This window comes from Canicola haemoglobinophilus, from assembly GCF_002015075.1.
Lineage (GTDB): Bacteria > Pseudomonadota > Gammaproteobacteria > Enterobacterales > Pasteurellaceae > Canicola > Canicola haemoglobinophilus.
On sequence record NZ_MUXZ01000056.1, the window covers coordinates 1 to 21,413 of the forward strand.

Annotated in this window: 19 protein-coding genes and 1 pseudogene; 8 read left to right on the plus strand and 12 right to left on the minus strand. The window is 36.7% G+C overall.

Going from position 1 to position 21,413, the window contains the following annotated elements; genetic code table 11:
• The 3 genes and pseudogenes from B0186_RS10810 to B0186_RS12255 all read right to left on the minus strand — a co-directional run.
• Positions 1–478 (minus strand): annotated as a pseudogene (locus B0186_RS10810) (S6 family peptidase); the annotation flags it as partial.
• A gap of 27 nt (positions 479–505) precedes the next feature.
• Complete coding sequence (locus tag B0186_RS12250; RefSeq protein ID WP_078219411.1) at positions 506–1,060, minus strand: S6 family peptidase; 555 nt, start codon at positions 1,058–1,060, stop codon at positions 506–508.
• Positions 1,061–1,228: 168 nt separating this feature from the next.
• Positions 1,229–2,146 carry a S6 family peptidase gene (locus B0186_RS12255; RefSeq protein ID WP_158077983.1) on the minus strand — a complete coding sequence of 306 codons (918 nt, stop codon included), beginning with the start codon at positions 2,144–2,146 and terminating at the stop codon, positions 1,229–1,231.
• A gap of 385 nt (positions 2,147–2,531) precedes the next feature.
• Between B0186_RS12255 and B0186_RS10825 the strand changes: the two genes are divergently transcribed.
• Positions 2,532–3,176 carry a potassium channel family protein gene (locus B0186_RS10825; RefSeq protein ID WP_078219413.1) on the plus strand — a complete coding sequence of 215 codons (645 nt, stop codon included), beginning with the start codon at positions 2,532–2,534 and terminating at the stop codon, positions 3,174–3,176.
• A gap of 8 nt (positions 3,177–3,184) precedes the next feature.
• The gene (locus B0186_RS10830) at positions 3,185–4,504 is read left to right on the plus strand and encodes a TrkH family potassium uptake protein (RefSeq protein WP_078219414.1); all 1,320 of its coding nucleotides are present in this window, start codon (positions 3,185–3,187) and stop codon (positions 4,502–4,504) included.
• A 96-nt stretch (positions 4,505–4,600) separates the two neighbouring features.
• Here the strand turns inward: B0186_RS10830 and ligA are convergent, their stop codons facing one another.
• Together ligA and B0186_RS10840 are read right to left on the minus strand one after the other, a co-directional pair.
• Positions 4,601–6,604 carry an NAD-dependent DNA ligase LigA gene (ligA, locus tag B0186_RS10835; RefSeq protein WP_078219415.1) on the minus strand — a complete coding sequence of 668 codons (2,004 nt, stop codon included), beginning with the start codon at positions 6,602–6,604 and terminating at the stop codon, positions 4,601–4,603.
• Between the two features lie 125 nt (positions 6,605–6,729).
• Positions 6,730–8,088 carry a GntP family permease gene (locus B0186_RS10840; protein ID WP_078219416.1) on the minus strand — a complete coding sequence of 453 codons (1,359 nt, stop codon included), beginning with the start codon at positions 8,086–8,088 and terminating at the stop codon, positions 6,730–6,732.
• A gap of 281 nt (positions 8,089–8,369) precedes the next feature.
• On the opposite strand from B0186_RS10840, the gene B0186_RS10845 reads away from it, so the two are divergent.
• Genes B0186_RS10845 through B0186_RS10855 form a run of 3 tightly spaced genes read left to right on the plus strand, consistent with a single transcriptional unit; the run spans position 8,370 to position 11,360 of the window.
• The gene (locus tag B0186_RS10845) at positions 8,370–8,891 is read left to right on the plus strand and encodes a gluconokinase (RefSeq protein ID WP_078219417.1); all 522 of its coding nucleotides are present in this window, start codon (positions 8,370–8,372) and stop codon (positions 8,889–8,891) included.
• A 9-nt stretch (positions 8,892–8,900) separates the two neighbouring features.
• The gene (gene edd, locus B0186_RS10850; protein WP_211272446.1) at positions 8,901–10,694 is read left to right on the plus strand and encodes a phosphogluconate dehydratase; all 1,794 of its coding nucleotides are present in this window, start codon (positions 8,901–8,903) and stop codon (positions 10,692–10,694) included.
• An 18-nt stretch (positions 10,695–10,712) separates the two neighbouring features.
• Positions 10,713–11,360: a bifunctional 4-hydroxy-2-oxoglutarate aldolase/2-dehydro-3-deoxy-phosphogluconate aldolase gene (locus B0186_RS10855; protein WP_078219420.1), complete on the plus strand. Its 648-nt coding sequence runs from the start codon at positions 10,713–10,715 to the stop codon at positions 11,358–11,360.
• Positions 11,361–11,458: 98 nt separating this feature from the next.
• Here B0186_RS10855 and B0186_RS10860 read toward each other — a convergent pair whose 3' ends face one another.
• From B0186_RS10860 to zipA, 6 genes are all read right to left on the minus strand, one after another.
• Entirely contained in the window at positions 11,459–11,839 is a 381-nt protein-coding gene (locus B0186_RS10860) for a hypothetical protein (protein ID WP_078219422.1), read from the minus strand.
• Positions 11,829–12,839, minus strand: a complete 1,011-nt coding sequence (locus B0186_RS10865; protein ID WP_078219424.1) for a WG repeat-containing protein — start codon at positions 12,837–12,839, stop codon at positions 11,829–11,831. Before B0186_RS10865 ends, B0186_RS10860 begins: the two co-directional genes overlap by 11 nt.
• The gene (locus B0186_RS10870) at positions 12,839–14,254 is read right to left on the minus strand and encodes a hypothetical protein (protein ID WP_078219426.1); all 1,416 of its coding nucleotides are present in this window, start codon (positions 14,252–14,254) and stop codon (positions 12,839–12,841) included. Before B0186_RS10870 ends, B0186_RS10865 begins: the two co-directional genes overlap by 1 nt.
• Positions 14,255–14,259: 5 nt before the next feature.
• Positions 14,260–15,396, minus strand: a complete 1,137-nt coding sequence (locus B0186_RS10875; protein ID WP_078219428.1) for a TRAFAC clade GTPase domain-containing protein — start codon at positions 15,394–15,396, stop codon at positions 14,260–14,262.
• Between the two features lie 8 nt (positions 15,397–15,404).
• A complete protein-coding gene (locus B0186_RS10880) occupies positions 15,405–16,427 on the minus strand; it encodes a coiled-coil domain-containing protein (RefSeq protein WP_078219430.1) in 1,023 nt (340 codons plus the stop codon).
• 205 nt (positions 16,428–16,632) lie between these two features.
• Positions 16,633–17,643, minus strand: coding sequence for a cell division protein ZipA (zipA, locus tag B0186_RS10885; protein WP_078219433.1), 1,011 nt, complete (start codon positions 17,641–17,643; stop codon positions 16,633–16,635).
• Between the two features lie 163 nt (positions 17,644–17,806).
• Between zipA and cysZ the strand changes: the two genes are divergently transcribed.
• The 3 genes from cysZ (at position 17,807) to cysK (ending at position 20,616) form a co-directional block, all read left to right on the plus strand.
• Complete coding sequence (gene cysZ / locus B0186_RS10890; RefSeq protein ID WP_078219435.1) at positions 17,807–18,541, plus strand: sulfate transporter CysZ; 735 nt, start codon at positions 17,807–17,809, stop codon at positions 18,539–18,541.
• A gap of 88 nt (positions 18,542–18,629) precedes the next feature.
• A complete protein-coding gene (locus B0186_RS10895; protein ID WP_078219437.1) occupies positions 18,630–19,490 on the plus strand; it encodes a glycosyltransferase family 8 protein in 861 nt (286 codons plus the stop codon).
• Positions 19,491–19,665: 175 nt separating this feature from the next.
• Complete coding sequence (gene cysK, locus B0186_RS10900) at positions 19,666–20,616, plus strand: cysteine synthase A (protein ID WP_078219439.1); 951 nt, start codon at positions 19,666–19,668, stop codon at positions 20,614–20,616.
• A gap of 53 nt (positions 20,617–20,669) precedes the next feature.
• Here cysK and pgeF read toward each other — a convergent pair whose 3' ends face one another.
• Positions 20,670–21,413, minus strand: a complete 744-nt coding sequence (pgeF, locus tag B0186_RS10905; RefSeq protein ID WP_078219441.1) for a peptidoglycan editing factor PgeF — start codon at positions 21,411–21,413, stop codon at positions 20,670–20,672.

The window sequence follows — 21,413 nt, forward strand, 5'->3', positions numbered from 1 at the left end:
TTTTTATGGTTGGGTACATTGTGCTATTACCAGAACCCGTAATATTTGCATTCATGGCACTCACATTCCGCCCAACATAGAATTTACCGTCATTTTTTACGATAAATTCTTTGGCATTAAATTCTCGGCTAATCCAATCATCATCTTTTTCTACATCACGATTTGCCAGATGATCTCTTGCATGTGGCGTCGGACGACCACTTAATAAAACAGTGCTTGTATTGACGGTAAAGTTTCCATTTAACTCAGTACCACCAGACAGCAATAGGAATTGCTCTCTCTGAGGAGCGTAATTGATATTTAAAATGCCATTTGGCTTGCTAAAATCAGTTTCGCCTAAAAAGCCATTAAATGCTTGGTATTTAGAATAACGATCGAGGACTTTTTTGATTGCCTCATCTTTATTAGAACTTAAAAACATCCAGTTACTGTCACTATTTTGATCAACAGGATAGAAACGTCCAGGGTTACCAACCAATTGGAAATAATCTTTGCGATGGCCACGCTAGGTATTGTCATATTCATAAATGCTTAAATGGCTTGTCGCTTGTTGTTGCCATTTTTGCCATATGATGTATTTTTCACTCAGATTGATCCCTTTGATCGTCAATGTTGCAGATTTGTCGAGATTATTATTAACAATTTTTGCGCCATCATCAGTGTTTTGAATACGATCAAACGTCAAGCTATGTCCATTAACATCTAAGCGTCCACCTCGAAAACCAAAGTACAGATTGTTAGGATTAAATTGATTTTCTGCACCAATAACTACCGTAGCGCGACTACTCGTAATACCAATTTGATTAAAGGCCTGTTGGTTACCTTGTGCATCAGCATTTTGTGCTAAAAAGACCAAACCATCACCAACGCTAATATCCCCTTCGTTTTTACCCGTACCATTCACATATAAAATACCTTTACCGATCTTGGATAAACGATCACCTTTTGGATTATGAACTTGCCATTTAACCTCTTTCCCTTCGGCAACAGAAACCCCGGCGCCGAGCCAAGTGGTATTGGGAGTTTTTCCTTTTACCGTAAAATGAGCATCAAAATACAATGCACCTGCGCCTTGGTTAATATTATCATCAAGAGTTAACTCGCCATTATGCCCACTAAAATAGACAGATTTACCAGAGTTTAAGCATGATAAATCTGTGTTATTTGTTACCGCACTTGATAATGGAACGGATACTGAGGTTGTGGTTCTATGACTAGGATTTGTATGCTAAGTGAATTGGTTATTATTTTCTGTGCTGACAATATGCCCAGCAATATCTTCATCTTGTTTTTGCTTAATAAAATCAGTACGGGAAATAGAGAACACATTACCTGAGGCATTTTCGCCTGTATGGAAATTTAATACCCCAATTAACACCCAACGATTTTCTAACGTATCAAAAGCAAAAATAGGCGAGCCGCTATCACCTAGTACACCATATGTAGCCATTACACCAGTGTGGCTATGGAATAAGTCACTTCTGGCATCTAGCCAACCATATCGATTTCCAACAAGATCTAAACTATTACCACCAATTAAATAACTATAAGGGCCAGCGATATATGAAGTACGATTAGCTGCAGTTCTAAGGTATTGCGTACCTGATCCCACTCGTACATATTCAGAAAAACGATTAGACTGTGGTAAATATTGATTAGCATCTAAGCCAGCACTAGAAACGGCAATAGGAGCAACTTCTGTTACAAGTTTACTTAAACGAGGAACATGATAATCATAATGTAACTCACCACTATAATTATTTCTATCAACAAGCTTATAAGCGAAATGATGAGCATCAAAATTGGTGCCTTGAGCCCCAAACTGAACCTCTGTATAACCAGAATTGTGCGCAACACTTGTTACGTATTGTGGCGAAATTAACGTTGCTATTCCACTGCGGTCAGCGACACTGAAGTCCATCATTGGCGCTCGTTCTAACATACGCCCTATCATTTTTCCTGATTTATTAAAAATAGGAATATTCATTGCATTGACATAAAACAGACCTTTATTCTCTGCAAAATCTCTAAAATATTGGTAATCAATATCATCTCGTACAACAGCAGAATAAAGATGAGGGGAAAGTAAGGCGAGTGAAATAAGTGCGGTCAGTTTTTTAGGAATAAACTTGCTTTTCTTTTCCATATAGTCTCCTAAATTTTTAGTGCTAGTAACCTTATTTTGAATTAAAAAATGTGACTGCGGCCATGATACAGCCTTCATTTTTAAGATGTAAAGTTTTGAAGAAAAAAATAAACATGTATTGATATATAAATTAATTAAACCGCTAAAAATTGTAATTAATATCAAATTTTTTCAAATTATTTGCGCTAAGTATAAAGAGGTTTGTTACGCTATAAATACCCGCTCATACAGGCCTTGCCAAACTTTACATATTGTTTATGAAACTGCATTTTTGCATTTTTAAAAATGTAGGAGTAGAATTTTGGCTCATTTAATGATTTATCACTGGCAATATTTAGGTACTTAAGCGCTAAATACATTGCCTTAATATTGATAGGAGCAGTTTATGCAATTTGCGATTATCGGATTAGGTAAATTCGGAAAATCTGTGGCAAGAGAACTCTACAAACTTGGCAATCAAGTTGTTGGTATGGATATTGATGAAAAGAAAGTAGAGCAATGTAGCCATTTTCTTAGTGCAAGTTTAATTCTTGATGCCACAGACAAAGCAGCATTACGAGAGCTTAATATTCAAGAATTTGATGCTGTTTTAGTCAGCATTGGTGAAAGTCTAGAAAGTAATTTACTTTGCACTCTTAATTTAATTGACCTCAAGGCTCAACAAATTTGGGCAAAAGCCAAGAATGCTGCACACCATGCAATCCTTTCTAGCCTTGGCATTCAGCATATCGTTAGACCTGAAAATGATATGGGAATTTTAGTTGGGCAGGCTATGAATTGTCCAAGTGTAACCCATTGTATTCCTTTAGGTTCTAACCTATTTTTAATTCACTTTCTTGTTCAATTTCAAGCAACTATTACGTTAGGCATGCTTAAAAAACGCTATAAAGATATTGTTATTACCGCTATTCAACGTGGAGAAGAGCTTATTAGCAATCCTGATGATGACACTGAAATACAACCTCAAGATCGCTTGCTGATCATTGGTGCTTTAAATAACCTCCGCACTTTAACTAGCGAATTGAAATAGAAACCAAAATGAAACTTGAACATTTAAAAACAAAGCCGCCTTATGTACTAGCTGGCGGCTTCCTCTTTATCATTCTAATCGGCACATTATTATTAGAATTACCCTTCGCACACCGTACGAGTATTTCATGGCTACATGCCTTATTTACCTCAACATCAGCAGTAACAGTAACGGGGCTAAGCGTAGAAGATACTGCAAATTTCACAATCTTCGGTCAAATAGTCCTCATGATCTTAATTCAAATTGGCGGATTGGGCTTTATGACTTTTGCGATTTATATTGCAAGACGTATGGGGGCAAAAATTGGCTTATTTGGGAATGCGATTGCGCAAGAGGCACTGGGCGATGTGCCATTTAACTTACTTCTACATACAGCCAAAAATGTTCTAAAATTTGCTCTTAGTTTTGAACTCATTGCCATTATTATTTTGACCATCCATTTTTATGGTGAGGTTTCTTTTTCCCAAGCCTTATATCAAAGCCTGTTTTTCAGCATTTCTGCTTTTAACAATGCTGGATTTGCACTAAGCTCAGCTAGCTTAATGCCTTATGTTGATGATGTGATTGTCAATATTGTGATCACTGCCTTGATTATTATTGGTGGCTTAGGATTTGTTGTACTTATGGACATAAAAAACCAGCGTCAATATAAAAAATTCTCACTTAATACAAAAGTAGTGCTATGGGCAACCCTTATTCTCAATATCTTGTCCTTTGTTATTTTTTATATTTTAGAACGGCAAAACCCACAAACATTTGGACCACTAAGTGAATTGGGAAAAATCCTTGCAGCTTGGTTTCAAGCAATAACACCAAGAACAGCTGGTTTTAACACGATTGATACATCAGGATTAACAGATGCAAGTAGTCTGCTGACAATGTTGCTGATGTTTATCGGTGGCGGTTCTTTATCCACAGCAAGTGGGATCAAAATTGGTACATTCTGTATCATTGTAGTTGCCACAAGAACTTATTTGCACAAAGAATCCAATGTCAATTTGTTCAAACATAACTTACCCGATGAACTCATCAAAAAATCCTTTGCATTATTTCTTACTAGCCTGACTTGCATTTTCATTAGTAGCTTTTTGTTGCTTGCGGTGGAGCCGCAATTTCATTTCCTTGATGTTTTATTTGAGGTTGTGTCTGCTTTAGGAACGGTAGGGCTTTCTCGTGGAATTACCCCACAAGTTTCACCTTTTGGAGAATTTATTTTGATTATTTTAATGTTTGTGGGACGAGTGGGCTTGCTAACAATGATTTATCTCATTATGCAACCACACTCCAGTAAAATTAAATATCCAAAAGAATATATTCAAATCGGTTAGACATAGTGCATCAGCGCAAAAAAATAAGGGACATTTTGATCCCTTATTTTTTGTTTAAAACTCGCTAAATTTATACCGCACTTTTATCTCATAGACTTAGGCTAACAAAGCTAAAAACTCCTCTTCGCTCAACACGTTAATACCAAGCTCAACCGCTTTAGTGAGTTTTGAGCCCGCACTTTCGCCAGCAATCACAAAATCAGTTTTACTGGAAACACTACCGCTAACTTTACAACCTAATTGCAATAAATGTTCTTTCGCTTCTGAGCGTCCCATTTTGGTTAAAGTTCCCGTTAATACCACTGTTTTTCCTTTCAATAGATTATCTTGCACTTCTTTAGTTTCAACTTCGTCCCAGTGTACACCTTGCACAATTAAATCTTCTACCACAGCAACATTATGAGGTTCAGACCAGAATGAACGGATACGTTTAGCCACCACTTCGCCCACATCTTGCACTTCTTGTAATTGTTCAAAAGTCGCATCTTGAAATGCATCTAAGGTTTTAAAATGATTGGCTAAATTTAACGCTGTCGCTTCCCCGACCTCACGAATCCCGAGAGCAAAAATAAAACGAGCCAATGTGGTTTTTTTGGCTTTATTTAAACTTACTAATGCATTCTCTGCGGACTTTGTTCCCATGCGCTCTAAACGCATTAAGGTAATCAATTCCAACTTAAATAAATCTGCTGGCGTATGTACTAACTTTTTTTCTACTAATTGCTCAATTAATTTTGCACCCACGCCATCAATATCCATCGCTTTACGTGAAACAAAATGTTTCAGTGCTTCTTTACGTTGTGCCTCACAAATTAATCCGCCCGTACAACGAGCAACAGCCTCGCCGTCAATTCTGCTAATTACAGAATCACACACAGGGCAATTTGTTGGAAAAAGAATAGCTTTTGCATTTGCAGGGCGGCGCTCATGCAAGACCCCAATAATTTGCGGAATAACATCGCCAGCACGGCGCACAATGACCGTATCGCCAATGGCAATATCCAAGCGAGCAATTTCATCGCCATTATGCAAAGTGGCATTACTCACCGTTACACCAGCCACAAACACAGGCTCTAACTTCGCTACGGGGGTAATTGCACCAGTTCGCCCAACCTGAAATTCCACATCATTTAAAATCGTCAGTTCTTCTTGTGCTGGAAATTTATAAGCGATAGCCCAACGAGGTGCTTTAGAAACAAAACCAAGCTCTTGTTGCAAGGCAATATCATTAATTTTCAGCACAGTACCGTCAATATCATAGCCTAAATAGCTGCGTTTTTGCCCAATAGTGCGGTAGAAATTCAGCACATTTTCAACGCCTTCACATAATTGAATTTCATTATTGACAGGAATACCAATGGATTTGAGCCATTGCAAACGAGCAAAATGCGTATCTGGCAACTCAACCCCTTCGGCAATACCAATGCCATAAGCATTGAGCATTAAAGGACGTTGGCTGGTAATTTTCGGATCTAATTGGCGCAATGATCCTGCTGCTGCATTGCGTGGATTAGCAAAAGTTTTCTCGCCTTTTGCTAAAGCGCTTTCGTTTAATTTTTCAAAGCCAGCTTGCGACATAAACACTTCTCCACGCACTTCCAAACGCGCAGGCGGATTATCTGTTAATAATTGCAATGGAATATTACGAATAGTACGAATATTCGCAGTAATATCTTCGCCAGTGGAGCCATCGCCACGGGTTGCGGCTTGAACCAATTGACCATTCACATACAAAATACTCACGGCTAAACCGTCTAATTTCGGCTCACAACAAAAGGTTAAAGAACTAGGCGCAACAATCAAACGATCTTGAATACGCTTAACAAAAGCTAAAAAATCTTCATCAGAAAAAGCATTATCCAAAGACAACATTGGGATTTCATGGGTCACTTGCGCAAAATTGCTCAGAGGTTTCGCTCCCACTCGCTGCGTAGGCGAATTCTCACTGGCATACTCAGGATATTGTTGTTCTAGGGCTTTTAATTGATGAAATAAACGGTCATATTCACTGTCTGGAATTTGTGGATTATCCAGCACATGATATTGATATTCATGATGACGTAATGTTTGTCTTAACTCTTCAATTTGTTGCTTAATCATAAAAATTCCTTGCAAAAACACCGCACTTAAAATTGCGGCTCATTATACACAATGCCATTTCGTTCTGGGTAAAAAAATCGCCCCTGAAAACTCAGAGGCGATAAGTCTAAAAGTGCGGTTAGTTTTTACAATAAAATGCTACCGATTAATGAGATGATAAAACCCACAACACCAATAGATGTTTCTAATAAAGTCCAAGTTTTTAATGTTGTTTTGGTATCCATTTCAAGAAAACGGCTCATAAGCCAGAAACCTGAATCGTTCACATGAGATAATACTGTTGCGCCTGATGCAATAGAAATCACGATAAAACATAAATCAAATTGACTTAAATCTGTTGCAGCCGCCACACTTGGAGCAATCAATGCTGCTGTTGTCGTTAACGCAACTGTGGCTGAGCCTTGTGCGACACGTAATGCCATAGAGATTAAAAATGCAGCAACAATAATTGGCATACCTGTATCCGCTAACATACTAGATAATGCTTGGCCAATACCACTTGAACGCAATACGCCGCCGAACATTCCACCAGCACCAGTGACTAGGACGATTGCACAAATTGGGCCTAATGCGTTGTTACAAATTTTTTCAATTTGATCAAAACTACGTTCTTCACGCAATAATGCAATAGCGACTAAAAGTGTAATTAACAAAGCCACTGGCGTTTTGCCGATTAGTCTTAAACTTTGAACCCAAAGTTGTGAGCCATCAATCACTTTAGCAACAGTTAAGGTATTTAAACCTGTATCAAACAAAATCAAGATAATAGGTAATAACAATACGATGAGAACACGTCCAAATGATGGGGGATTTTGTACAGTTTCATTAACTGCGGTCATATTTAAGAAAGTTTTTGGTAATTCCACATGAATTTTTTTGCTGATATACATACTGAATAAGTAAGTACCGATATACCAAGTTGGAATTGCACAAACTAAGCCTACGATTACTAATAAGCCAATATTTGCCCCTAAAATATCTCCAGAAGCAACTGGGCCCGGATGTGGCGGAAGAAATGCGTGCATTACAGCAAAAGCACCAGCCACAGGAAACGCATAGCGTAGAACTGAGCCACCAAATTGTTTTGCAACACTAAATACAATTGGCAACATGACTACTAAGCCAGCATCAAAGAAAATTGGAAAACCAAATAATAATGCTGCAATACCCAATGCCATTGGTGCTCTTTGTTCACCGAATTTGTTGATCAAGGCATCAGCTAAGACTTTTGCACCACCTGTAATTTCTAGCAAACGCCCAATCATTGCACCTAAACCCACTAAGAGAGCAACGGATGCGAGGGTGTTACCAAATCCAGTTAAAAGTGTCGGTAAAATCTTGTCAACAGGAATACCTGTTGCAAGTGCGGTTAATAAACTCACTAAAATTAATGCAACAAAGGCGTGCATTTTAAAGCGAATAATCAAAATCAATAATGCAATAATCGAACCTAAGGCTATTAATAGCAAAGATGAACTAGCCATAAAGAGAAACTCCATTCTTGTTAATATAAGGTCAAATATATTGTTACTGGTAACGGGTTTCAAAGCAATATGGATTTGCAGATAAATATTAAATATGTGATTTAGATCACATTTATTTTTTAATCTTCCCTCTTAAGCGCTGTTTTTATATGTGAATAAGCAATTTTTACGAAAAATGATCAAAATCATAAAAAATGATAAAAAGTTATCTTTTGATATTGACTGTTACCGATAACAAAACTAAAGTAATTAATAGAAAATTTTTACAGAAGGAATATAAGATGCACAATAAAACGGGAAAATGCTTTATTTTAATGGGCGTATCAAGTACAGGAAAAACCACAATTGGAACCGAAGTTGCTAAGCGATTAAATATGAAATTGATTGATGGCGATGATCTTCATCCTCGAGCCAATATCATCAAAATGGGTAGTGGTCAGCCTTTAAACGATGAAGATCGAGCACCCTGGTTAGAAAGAATTCGTGATGCTGCTTTCAGCCTAGAACAAAAATCAGAGCAAGGCATTATTGTTTGTTCGGCTCTTAAAAAACAATATCGAGATCAAATTCGTGATGGAAATCAAGGGATTAGGTTTATTTATCTCTCTGGTAGTTTTGAATTAGTGCTTTCTCGTATGCAAAAGCGTCAAGGGCATTACATGAAAACTGAAATGCTGCAAAGTCAGTTTGCAACATTAGAAGTCCCACAAGCAGATGAAACGGATGTTTATCATATTGATATTGATGCAACTTTTGATGAAGTGGTAGAACGTTGTGTGGAAACTATTCAACCGCTTTTGTAGGAATAAATAATGAACGAACGGATTTTACAGGTTACGCAAAATATTCTTGAGCGTAGCCAGCATACAAGAAAAACCTATTTGCAACAAATAGACAAACAACTCGCACAAGGCAAATCCCGAGCAAAATTACATTGTGGGAATTTAGCGCATACTATCGCAACTTGTTGCTCACAAGAAAAGCAACAAATCCTTGATTTTACAACAATAAATGTGGGGATTATTAGTGCTTACAATGATATGGTTAGCGCTCATTATCCTTATCTAGATTACCCACACCAAATCAAAGATACCCTACGCCAATTAGGGCATAGTGCACAAGTTGCCTCTGGTGTACCAGCGATGTGTGATGGCATTACACAAGGGCAAGAGGGAATGGACTTGTCCTTATTTTCTCGAGATTTAATTGCTCAAGCTACGGCAATTGGATTAAGCCATAATACTTTTGATGCCACATTGTTATTAGGAATATGTGACAAAATTGCGCCGGGGCAATTAATTGGCGCACTGAGTTTTGGTCATTTACCTACGATCTTTGTACCTGCTGGTCCAATGGAAAGTGGAATATCAAATAAAGAGAAAATACATATCCGCCAGCAGTATGCAGCAGGGCTAATTGGCAAAGATAAATTGCAAGAAATGGAAAATAATTCTTACCATAGCGCTGGAACCTGTACTTTCTATGGCACTGCAAATACTAACCAATTAGTTTTTGAAGCCATGGGCTTGATGCTCCCCGGCTCCGCATTTGTCCCTGTCAATACTCAACTTCGCACAAAACTAACTGAATTAACCACGAAACAGCTAATCAAAATTAGCCAAAAAGGACAGAGTTTCCGCCCATTAGCTCATGTTGTTAATGAAAAAAGCCTTGTTAATGGCTTAGTTGCTTTACTAGCGTCAGGTGGTAGCACCAACCATACAATTCATCTTATCGCAGTAGCGAGAGCGGCGGGTTTTATTCTAACTTGGGATGATTTTTCACAACTATCGGAAGTGGTGCCTTTGCTTGCTCGTGTTTACCCAAATGGTCCTGCTGATGTTAACCAATTTCATCAAGCTGGCGGAGTTCCTCTGTTATTAAAATTATTAGCAGAACGAGGCTTATTACATTTAGATACGCCAACAATTTATGGCGATATGCAAGATTATTTTAAAGAGCCAACATTAGAACAAGAAAATATCGTATTCAAGCCTGTTATACATACAAGAAATACTGATATTATTGCCGCACCTAATACAGAATTTAGTTCACAAGGCGGATTAAAGGTCATTGATGGTAATCTTGGGCGTGGCGTGATAAAAATTAGTGCGGTAGCAAAAGAACATCATAAACTGACCGCACCAGCGCTGGTTTTTGAATGTCAAGATGATGTAGTTAAGGCATATCAAAACGGAAAATTAAAACAAAATGCTGTTATTGTGGTGCGTAATAGTGGACCAGCGGCTCGAGGAATGCCTGAGTTACACAAACTTATGCCAATTTTAAGTAATGTTATGGAAGAAGGTTATCGAGTTTTCCTTGTTACTGATGGTAGATTATCAGGTGCATCAGGCAAAGTGCCTTCTATCATTCATCTTTGCCCAGAATCAGCCAAAGGTGGTCTATTAGCTCAAATACAAAATGGCGATATCGTTGAAATTGATGCAGAAACGGGCTCAATGAATTGTTTAACAAATTTCTCTCAACGGCCATTATTTCAGTTAGATTTGTCCACTGAATATCAACAAAGTGGTCGTGAATTATTTCATTTATTTCGTAAAAATATCTCTTCAGCTGAAGAAGGTGCAAGTATTTTATTTTAAGCAAAAGGTAAACAAATTATGCAATGGACTTTATCCCCACAAGAAATTTTCTCAGTCTCTCCTGTTGTGCCAGTAATGGTAATCAAAGATCTTGATGATGCTATTCCAATGGCTCAAGCCTTACTTGAGGGCGGTATTAATGTTTTTGAAATCACATTACGTTCAGATGTTGCGCTTGAAGCAATTAAGTTAATCAGCGCCCATTTCCCTCAAGCCCTTGTTGGTGCAGGAACAGTTATCAATGTAGAACAATATGATCAAGTTGTTGCTGCTGGTGCAAAATTTGCGATTTCTCCCGGCTCAACGCCTAAACTATTAGCGCATGCAATGCAAAATATAATCCCATTAATCCCGGGTACTGCAACACCATCAGAAATGATGCAAGCCCTTGAATTAGGTTATGATCATCTTAAATTCTTCCCCGCTGAAATTAATGGCGGCGCACCAGCATTAAAAGCGATCTCGGCACCATTACCACAACTAAAGTTTTGTCCAACGGGCGGAATTTCAGAGAAAAATGTAGCTGAATACCTCAAATTATCTTGCGTAGCAACCGTAGGTGGATCTTGGATGCTCCCTCAAGACTTAATTGATAAAAAAGATTGGCAACAAATTACAAAGCTAACCAAACGAGCGGTTGATCTGGTTAATTCACTGAGAAAATAAGAAAAAAGAACCGCACATTGACATAAAAAACCTTTTCCAGATTTACTAAGAAAAGGTTTTTTATTTAATTTTTAATTGAAGCTATCCATATACTTTTATTATTTCCAATACTTATCAATCAAACTACGATTCTGGTCAAGTTGAAAAATAGTATTATTTACAACACGTTGGAAATCAGTATAACTTAGCTGCTTTAACTCAAAAATATACGTGTGCGCTCGCTCTTCAACATTAGCTTGAGAAAAATAAGCATCTGCTGATAATGTAAATGCATCCACTGATTTATAAATATTAGAAATTAACTGATCAAAATGATAACAACCTAACTTGTAATTGGATTTCTGATAGCAATCTTTAACCCAAATTTTACTACCTACAACACCAAACGATTGGAAACGTGGAATTGCATTGGCATAGGCACTTTTAATATCTTTCTGAGAAATAAAAGGCAAATGTTCGCTGCTATAGCTACCACGCATAATTACTACCATTCGTATTTGTAGGTATATCAATCCATTGACCTTGTTTGTTGATATAACCGGTTACGCCATTATAGATAACTTTTGCTACACCATTACGGAATACCGTTTCAACTCTATCTAGAACTGGAGCAATTACCCAGTTACCTGATTTATCTATAAATCCCCATTTCCCGCCTTCACAATTTTGTCCATAGCCTTCATTTGTTACCGCAGCAAGTCCTTCATTGAAGTAGATGACACAACTAAATTGTGGAGAAATTGCATAGTTTCCTGAAGGATAGATATAGCCCCATTTTCCCTCTGTGGTTTTTACTGCAGCTAAACCATCATAAAAATCAGCTGCATAAGCAAATTGTGCTGGGATCACCATTTCACCTTTCTGGTTGATATGTCCCCATAAATCGCCTTCTTTATATTTAGCCAAGCCGTTATAAAACTTGCGATTGCCAATTTTTTGTTTAAGAGCCTGTTCTTCCTCTTTTTGACGGCGTAGTTCTTCTACTTTTATCTGAGCTGCCAGTTTTTCTTTTTCCGCCGTAAGCTTTTCTTTTTCTAATGCTGCTGTTTCTGCTTTAGCTTTCTCTAAAGCAAGGGCTTCTTGCTGAGATTGTTGCTGTTGTTTGCGAGTTAAACGCTCTTCTTTTTCACAAGCCTTTAACTCGTTAACAGCACAAGCTCGTTTGTAATAGAACAAAGCTCTCTCAATATCTTTAGGCTCATAAATCTCACCAAGGGCAAACATTGCTGCAGTATTGTTCTGATTGGCAGATTTTCCCAAATATTCTACCGCTCTTTCTATTTCACCTTGTTTCAACAGTAATTTAGCAGAAAGCTCCTGAGCTGTTGCATCACCATCATTAGCTGCCTTTTCACAGTAAGGTTGAGCAATAAGATCCATTCCTTTATCTAGTCGTTCCTGACATTTAGACAAATCATCATCTAAGCAAGCAGAAAGCAGAAATGGAGAGACAATAATAAGGGGGCGGAAAATTTTCATTATTTGCAAACTTTCTCCTTATCTTTTTTCTCAGCTTTAAAGCATTGGTTCCATTTGTCCTCAATGCTTTCTAAACGTTTTTTATCTTTGTTTAACTCAGAAACTTTTCGGGTTAAATCATCTTTCTCTTGAATTAAAGCAGGATGTTGTCTTTCCAACTCTAAGTATCTCTTGTAATCCTGTTCAGATATAGTTTTATCTGTTGAGATAAACATCCCCCAAACTAAATTGCCTAAGAAAATGAGCAATAAAATCAATGAAAAAATGCCGAAGATCCAAGTTAGTACAGTATTATCCTCGTGCTTTTCTTCATTTTCCGTAGTTTGTGGCTGGTTAAGGCGATTTACGTCCATTTTTAATGAAGCAACAGCATTTTTAATAGAGCTAATTGCTTCTAAGATCTGATCTTGTTCTTTTTTCTGCGGTAAAACAATACCCTCTAATTTTGCCTTTTGCTCATCATAAAGCCCATAGATTTGCTGCCCTAATACCGTGAATGTATTCATGGCTTGTAACTGTTGCTCTGCATGAATAGCTCTTTGCTCATATTGACTAACCACTTTTTGTAGTTGAGCTTCCTTTTCTTGCAGTTCTTGTGCAACCATTTGCGCCTGATTTTTTTGCAGATTTAGCTTATCTGTTTCAATCTGCTTTTTATCTGCTTGTAGCTTTCCAATAGCAGAACGCAAGTAACTAATTTCCTTCAGCCAAGGTTGGTTTCCATTAGTAATAGCTTGTAATTGCTGAAAAGAAATTTGCTCTACACGCTTACGCTGGATTTGAGACGAAATATACTGACTTTCAGAAAAGAAAATCTGTTTATAACGATAAAATACACCTGTTTTAAGCAGTAATTTTAAGGTTTCTTCAGCTTCACCTTTTTGGCAATGAATATATACATCGCCATTTTGTGAGGTTTGGGTCAAGTAATTAGGCGTTAGCGTTGTTAAACCTTGAGCGATTTCATCTAACTTCTCGTGTGGAGCTTGAATTTCTACACCATTGATACTTTGGGTATATGCTCGTTTATCAGGATCAATAAAATTTTCAAACTGAAAGAAACTTAAATGAGCCAATGCCGACAACAGTGTTGGTATAGTTTTGTCATCAACTTGAAAATTTACTGTTTCAATAAATGCACCAAAATAGGTTCCTGCTCGAGTTTGTCCTTGTTCAAAAATAGAACGATATTCAGCCACACCAATGACAGAAATATCATTCTGAGCGAGATAGCTCAAGCGATATAGTGGCTCATCATTTTGACGAGGATCGATTAAACAACCGCCAAATTCTTGGGCTAAATCAAAAGTTTTGGCTAAATTTAATTGTTTATCAACGCCATAACCGACTTGCTGACGACCAGCAGGCGTACCAACAATTCCCCAGCCTAAGTATTTTTTATTTTCAATGCTCACGAAACTTAACTCCCACTTAACCAACGCTTAAATTTATCCCAACAAGTTGCTTCTTTAATCGGTGAAACACCGCCCGTACCTTGCATATATAACCAACGGAAGAATTTTTCGGGACATTCTTTATCAAATTCTAAAATTAGATCTGAGTTCACCGAAAATGTCCCCATTTTGTAGAAAATGGTCTTATTATCAGGGGACTCATTGAAGAAACCATTGGCAAAGCTTGGGATTTTATCAATTGCATAAAGCATCGGGTCATAGCCATTACGTTCTACCGCTGCCATATCCCTTGCGAAAATCAAGTCTGCTTTGGAAAGCAATAATGCTTTCGGAAAATGCTTTTTCTGACTTTGCTGAATAAGTTCAACTTGGGTAAAAACCGAATTTAACACATTGATTTGTGCAGCAACGCCATGTTGGTCAGCTAAGGATTGGTCATAAACAAAAGCAATTTTTGTATTAACTCGGGACTCTAAAATTGCAGTTAAATAATTTGGTAGCTTTCCAGATTCGGTATTATCTCTAGTTCGGAAACTCTGTTGAGAATGTTCACCAGAAGCATCAATAAAGACAATTTCCATTTTGGGCTTACTGGTATCTCTTGGTTTAAACGAAATATGTAACTCAAAATATTGAGTAGTGTCGGTACTTGTGATTTTCTGAGCTCCCGTCACTCGATTAAAACGATCTTGCAATAGATAAAATAGTTCATCTTCACTTTCCGTGGTTTTACTTGTATCAAGGTGAACAGTTCCATCAATATAACTTTTCATATAGTGCAGGATAGAACCGACAATCCACGTTTTCCCAGAAGCTGGCGAACCAAAGAATAAGACATAATGCTTATTTTCCGCATTATTATTGAGTTCATCTAAACGTGCCTGATATTTCTCATCAGATAGCGGTTCACTTACATCTCTTTTATCTAGTTTAGATTGTTTACTCGATGGCGTGTATTCATACTTTTTATCGACAAAGGGTTTGAAGTCAAGATCATCAAAAGTCGAAGCAGGACTTTCCGCCTTAGGAATTTCAGTGTTTTCAACGGCATATTCAATTTGATCAAGCGACTCAATTTGCTCATTTTTTTGCAAAGAGAGTGGCTCAGATTTTGTTTTTTTCTCAAATGGGTTATCTAACATATTGCCTCCTACATACTACGTCCAGTATTTACGACCGCTTTTGGCTCTTTTTCATTGCGTCCAAAGAACACAAGCAAGCAAAGCACCACCGCCCAGTCAATAAAGAAACAAAGGATGACGAATAGAAAAGCAACGAATGGATGATCAACGAATGCCGATTTAAAGGAGAAAGCAATTTTGCCAATTTCTTGGCTTTCAAATTTCACTTTGTCAAATTTAAAAATAGATGTGTCATTAATAAATTCTTGAGTGGTTGAAGCAATTTCATTGATGGTATTGACTGCTTTTAAATTGGTTTCATAGCCAAAATTCTTCACATCTTCGGATGTTTGTAAGGTATCATCAATCTGTTTATTTAACTCTTTTGCTTTATTATTAGCACTTTCTCTAATTTCTTCGATCTTGTCATAATCTTTATTAGTGAGTTTACGACGTGCAACTTGGTCGATATTATCACGATAGCGTTGAGCAAGATCTTTCCAATTCCCCCCTCTGGAACCAAATTCTGTTAATTTTTCACCTAACATAGCTTCTATTTCAGAGATTAGCTCTAAAGCACGCTTACCTAATCCTGGACGAGCAGGATCAGTAATTTGGCTTACAAGTTGTTCTGTAAGTGCTTCAACTCGATTACGTTTTTCAGTAAGTTCTGGTTTGAAGTTATTAAGAGCTTTGTTGGTAGCACTAACAACATCATTTAATTGCTGTTTATGTTTTACTAATTCATCACGATAAAGTTGTTCTTTTTGATAGGAGGTATAAATCGCATTGAAATTCCCAGCAAAAGAGAAGAGTGAAAAACAGAAATAGGCAAGAAGCAAGCCAATAACAGGTAGTTTATTAATGCGACGTTGTCCGATAAAAACGGTAAAACCATACATCAACATCGTTAATGCAATGGAAAAGCCCCAAGCAACTTCTTTTCCAAACATATCAGTAAAACCGAGAGCGGTTTGAATTAAGCTGATAGACATAAAAACAATCAAAGGAAGATGTACCCAACCAGGGAGACTACGAGTTTTTGGTTTCATTTTGACCTCAAAAAATAATAAAAATCGGCTGGAAATCATACCAAAAACGTTCAAAAAAAAAACAACTGTTTTTTTGTTAAATTTTATTTTAATAAAATCAATATTGTTAAAACCCTTGAGTTAGGAGTACTTCAAAAAAATAGACCCTGTAAAAACAGGGCCAAAATTTATAAAGTGCGGTTCAAATTTCATGCATTTTTCAATGTCAAGCTACCCTAGCTAAATAATCCCTTTCCGCTTGATCATCGAAAACTTCTTGTTGATCTGTTACAACAACACCGCCTAAATCTTGAGCAATAGTTTTTGCTGCTCTAATCATCATTCTTAAATTTGCCGTTGCATTACCATAAGACGGCAGTTGCATAAATAATGCAATACCCACAGTGTAGAAATCAACAATATTGGCTAAATCAAATGTTCCAGGCTGCTCAATATTCGCTACACTAAATAACACTGGGCTTGTAATACTTAAATCGACATGACGATGATAAATTTGTTTTTTACCAAAAATAAAGCCAAGTTCATCAAGGGTTTTTGTTAGCTGCAAGCCATTAAATCCTCGATTTTCAGAAGCCACTACATAAAGCATGACAAAAGAAGGATTTACAGGCTTTGGCTTTTCTGCTACTTGAGGTTCTGTTTTAGGCATTTCTTCAACAGAAACCACCGCACTTTCATTATGAATATTTGTATTTTTTTCTAATTCAACTTTGTTTGTACTTGATTGACCTGAGATTTCGGCTAATTCTTGACGTAAACGTTGAGAAGAAGAATTAATTCCTTCATTGAGATCAATAGACTTTTCTAATTCTTCAATACTCATGGAGGCATAATCGTTATGTTTTGGTGATAAGTCTTCTCTCATTACATACGCAGGTTCACTATCAGGTAAACTGATTTTTATTTGATCAACGGATTGAATATCTTGTTGTATCGCACTTTGCTCATTATAATCATAAAATGGTTGTTCTGATCGAATATGAGAGTCTTGTTTAGGGGGATAATAGTCATTATCCATTTGAGGAGGCTGCTGAGTTTTGCTAACAGTTTGATATTGTTGATTTTCCTGTGGCTCACGAATTCGAGACTCTCGAGTAAATGTTTCTGAATTTTCAAAATACTGCGATTTTTCATGGCGATTAGACCATATACCATGGACAACTAAAACAATTAGCGCTACCACACCTAAAATAATCAAAATAGTATTTAAATCCATTATTTTGTTCTCCTACCTAGCTTTCATCGAATAGCAAATGGTTGCTAGCTTACCATATTTTACTTCTTGATTAATATGGAAAATATAGATTTTTTTACCGCACTTGAATTCTTCTGTATTATGATTGTCTGATGAAGGTATTTATTTCAATGAAGGAAAAATTATGTTACGACCAAGTGAGATTAAACAAGGTTTTCACTACTTTATTATGGGTTGGCATTTGATTACTCAAAAGGGATTACGCCGTTTTGTGATCATGCCAATTTTGTTAAATATTCTTTTGTTATCTGGATTGTTGTGGCTCTTTACAAGTCGATTTAGTATTTGGCTAGAAAGTATGCTCACTTTTATTCCTGATTGGCTTAGCTGGTTAAGTTCAATTTTACTCATACTAGCAGTACTGATGTTGTTGTGTATTTTTTATTTTACGTTTACCACTTTATCTGGATTTATCGCTGCACCTTTTAATGCACTACTCGCCGAAAAAGTGGAAAAAATGCTTACTGAAGAAAGTCTTGTGGAAGGAAGTGCGGTGGATTTTCTCAAAGATATTCCAAGAATGCTAAAACGAGAATTGCAAAAATTGACTTATAGCCTACCTAAAATTATTGGTTTATTTCTGCTTGGTTTTATTCCAGTGATCGGGCAAAGTATTATTCCTGTTTTAGCTTTTTTATTTACCGTATGGATGATGGCAATTCAATATTGTGACTACCCCTTTGATAATCATAAAGTATCTTTTCATTGCATGAAGAATGCACTAGGTCAAAAACGCACATTAACCTTAACTTTTGGCGCTTTAGTAACTTTATGTACATTTGTACCACTCATTAATTTAGTAATTATTCCTGTTGCAGTATGTGGTGCAACAGCAATGTGGGTTGAGCAATATCGATAATATTAAAAACATATATAAGTTTTTTAAGTTAATTAGTTAAAATAAGTAGTAAATAGCCTCTTCAAATTAATATTGCATAGGAAATAAAATGGAGAAAAATCATGTTAAGCAAGCAAGCAAGCAAGCAAGCAAGCAAGCAAGCAAGCAAGCAAGCAAGCAAGCAATTATATTAGCTGCAGATGAAAGATATAGTGAAAAATTATTATCTACGATAAAATCAATTTGTTTCCATAATAAAAACATTAAGTTTTATTTATTAAATAGAGATTTTTCATCGGAGTGGTTTGAACATATTAATTCATATCTAAAAATATTAGATAGTGAAATTATAGATATAAAAATTTCGTCAGAAATTATCAAAAGTTATCGAACATATGGGCATATCTCATCAAACGCAACCTATTTTCGCTATTTTATTTCTGACTTAATTAATGAGGATAAAGTCTTATATTTAGATTGCGATATCATAGTAAATGGTTCGTTGAAACCAATTTTTGAACTTGACATAAATAATTATTTTTTAGCAGCTGTATCTGATGATCTAGCTCAGAATTTACACGGTAGGCATAACGAATTCAATGCAGGTGTCATGCTTATAAATAATAAATTATGGAAATCGAATCAAATTTGTGACAAAGCAATTTATTTGTCTAATCAATATGCTGGTCAAATGCCTGACGGAGATCAAACGATTTTAAACTTATTATTTAAAGATAAGTGGCTGGAATTGAGTTATATGGCTAATTATCTCGTTGGTGGAGAATTTCTTTACCTTAATGCAGGGAGAGAGGATTTAATTAGGCGTAAGAATGGAGAAATTCCAATTGTTTTACATTTCAATACAGAATATAAACCTTGGTATCCCATTTATAATCTTCCTTTCAGAGAGTTTTATTGGTTTTATTATCAATTATCTTGGGAACAAATCATTAGAAAAATGACAGAATAATTTAGTTTGAAGCGTCCCCATGTAACATTGACATATAGCTGATAAAAACAAAAACTATAATTTCGAAATAGCCTTTAGTTATAAAATAGAATTTTTTGCTATTTTGAAATTTATTAAGCTGTGCTAAAAATATAGCGACAAAAAATACAACTCGCAATTAGCAAAGGGGAAAATTATGACAATTTATGCAGACAACTCATATTCTATTGGTAATACACCGTTAGTTCGTTTAAAGAATTTTGGCAACAATGGCAATATTGTTGTGAAAATTGAGGGACGCAACCCAAGTTTTAGTGTGAAATGCCGTATTGGTGCCAATATGGTATGGCAAGCAGAAAAAGACGGCATTTTAACTAAAGATAAAGAAATTGTTGATGCAACAAGTGGAAATACGGGAATTGCCTTAGCCTATGTTGCTGCCGCTCGTGGCTATAAAATCACTTTAACCATGCCAGAAACAATGAGTTCTGAACGTAAACGTTTATTACGTGGTTTAGGCGTAAATTTAGTTTTAACCGAAGGCGCCAAAGGCATGAAAGGTGCAATTGCGAAAGCAGAAGAAATCGTTGCCTCCAATCCAACTCATTATGTGATGTTGAAACAATTTGAAAATCCAGCTAATCCAGCTATTCACCGACAGACTACAGGACCTGAAATTTGGGAAGCTACAGAAGGTAAAGTTGATGTGTTAGTCGCTGGGGTGGGAACTGGCGGCACAATCAGCGGAATTAGCCGCTATATTAAGCAAGATCAGGGCAAACAAATTACTATCGTAGCAGTTGAACCTGAAGAGTCACCAGTCATCAGTCAAACATTGGCAGGTGAAGAGTTGAAACCTAGTCCACATAAAATTCAAGGTATTGGCGCAGGATTTATTCCAAAAAACTTGGACTTGTCTCTTGTGGATTTGGTTGAAAAGGTAAACAGCGAAACAGCTATTGCAACCGCTCGTCGCTTAATGGCAGAAGAAGGAATTCTTGGTGGAATATCTTCTGGTGCTGCACTTGCAGTAGCAGATCGAATTGCTAAACGCCCAGAATTTGCCGATAAACTCATTGTTGTGGTTTTACCTTCGACCTCTGAACGTTATTTAAGTACAGCATTATTTGAAAGTATAGAAGGATAATAAATCCTTTTTGGGCGGTCAGTTAAATTTTTTCATAAAACTAACCGCTCTTTTTATTTTTCAGTAAACCAAATCAAAGATGCCATTCTCCCTGTTTTGCCATCTCGACGATAAGAAAAGAACAGCTCTTTTTCACTGTATGTACAATGTTCTCCACCATAAATCTCTGTGATCCCCAGTGCATTTAAACGTTGCTTAGCAAGTTGATATAGATTGCCTAAAAATTTATTTTCATCTTTAGGATCTGGAATAAAGGCATCCTTTGCTTGTGGATCTTTTGCCATAAATTGCTCAATCACTTCATTGCCCACTTGAAATGCCTGAGGTCCAATAGCAGCGCCTAACCAAACAACAATATCCTTTTTTGCTGCTCGGAACTGTCGCACGGTTTCTTCTAAAACACCATCACATAATCCCCGCCAACCTGTATGAGCAGCCGCCACTTCATTGCCCTGTTTATTTGTAAAAAGCACAGGCAAACAATCTGCAGTCATCACTAAACAGACTTGATTAGGTTGATCGCTATACACTGCATCAGCATTTAAATCAAAGTCGTTAAGGCAAGGTAAGCGAAGTACTTTTTTGCTATGAGTTTGGTTGAGAAAAATCGGTTGTTGTGGCAATGCTAATTTTTCAACTAATAAAGTGCGGTTAATTTTGACCGCACTTTCATCATCACCCACATGATTACCTAAATTTAAACTATCATAAGGAGCAAGACTGACACCACCTTGTCGTGTTGTCATTAGCCCTTGAACATTTACTACTTGACCAAAATTGGCTTTAATTATTTGCAT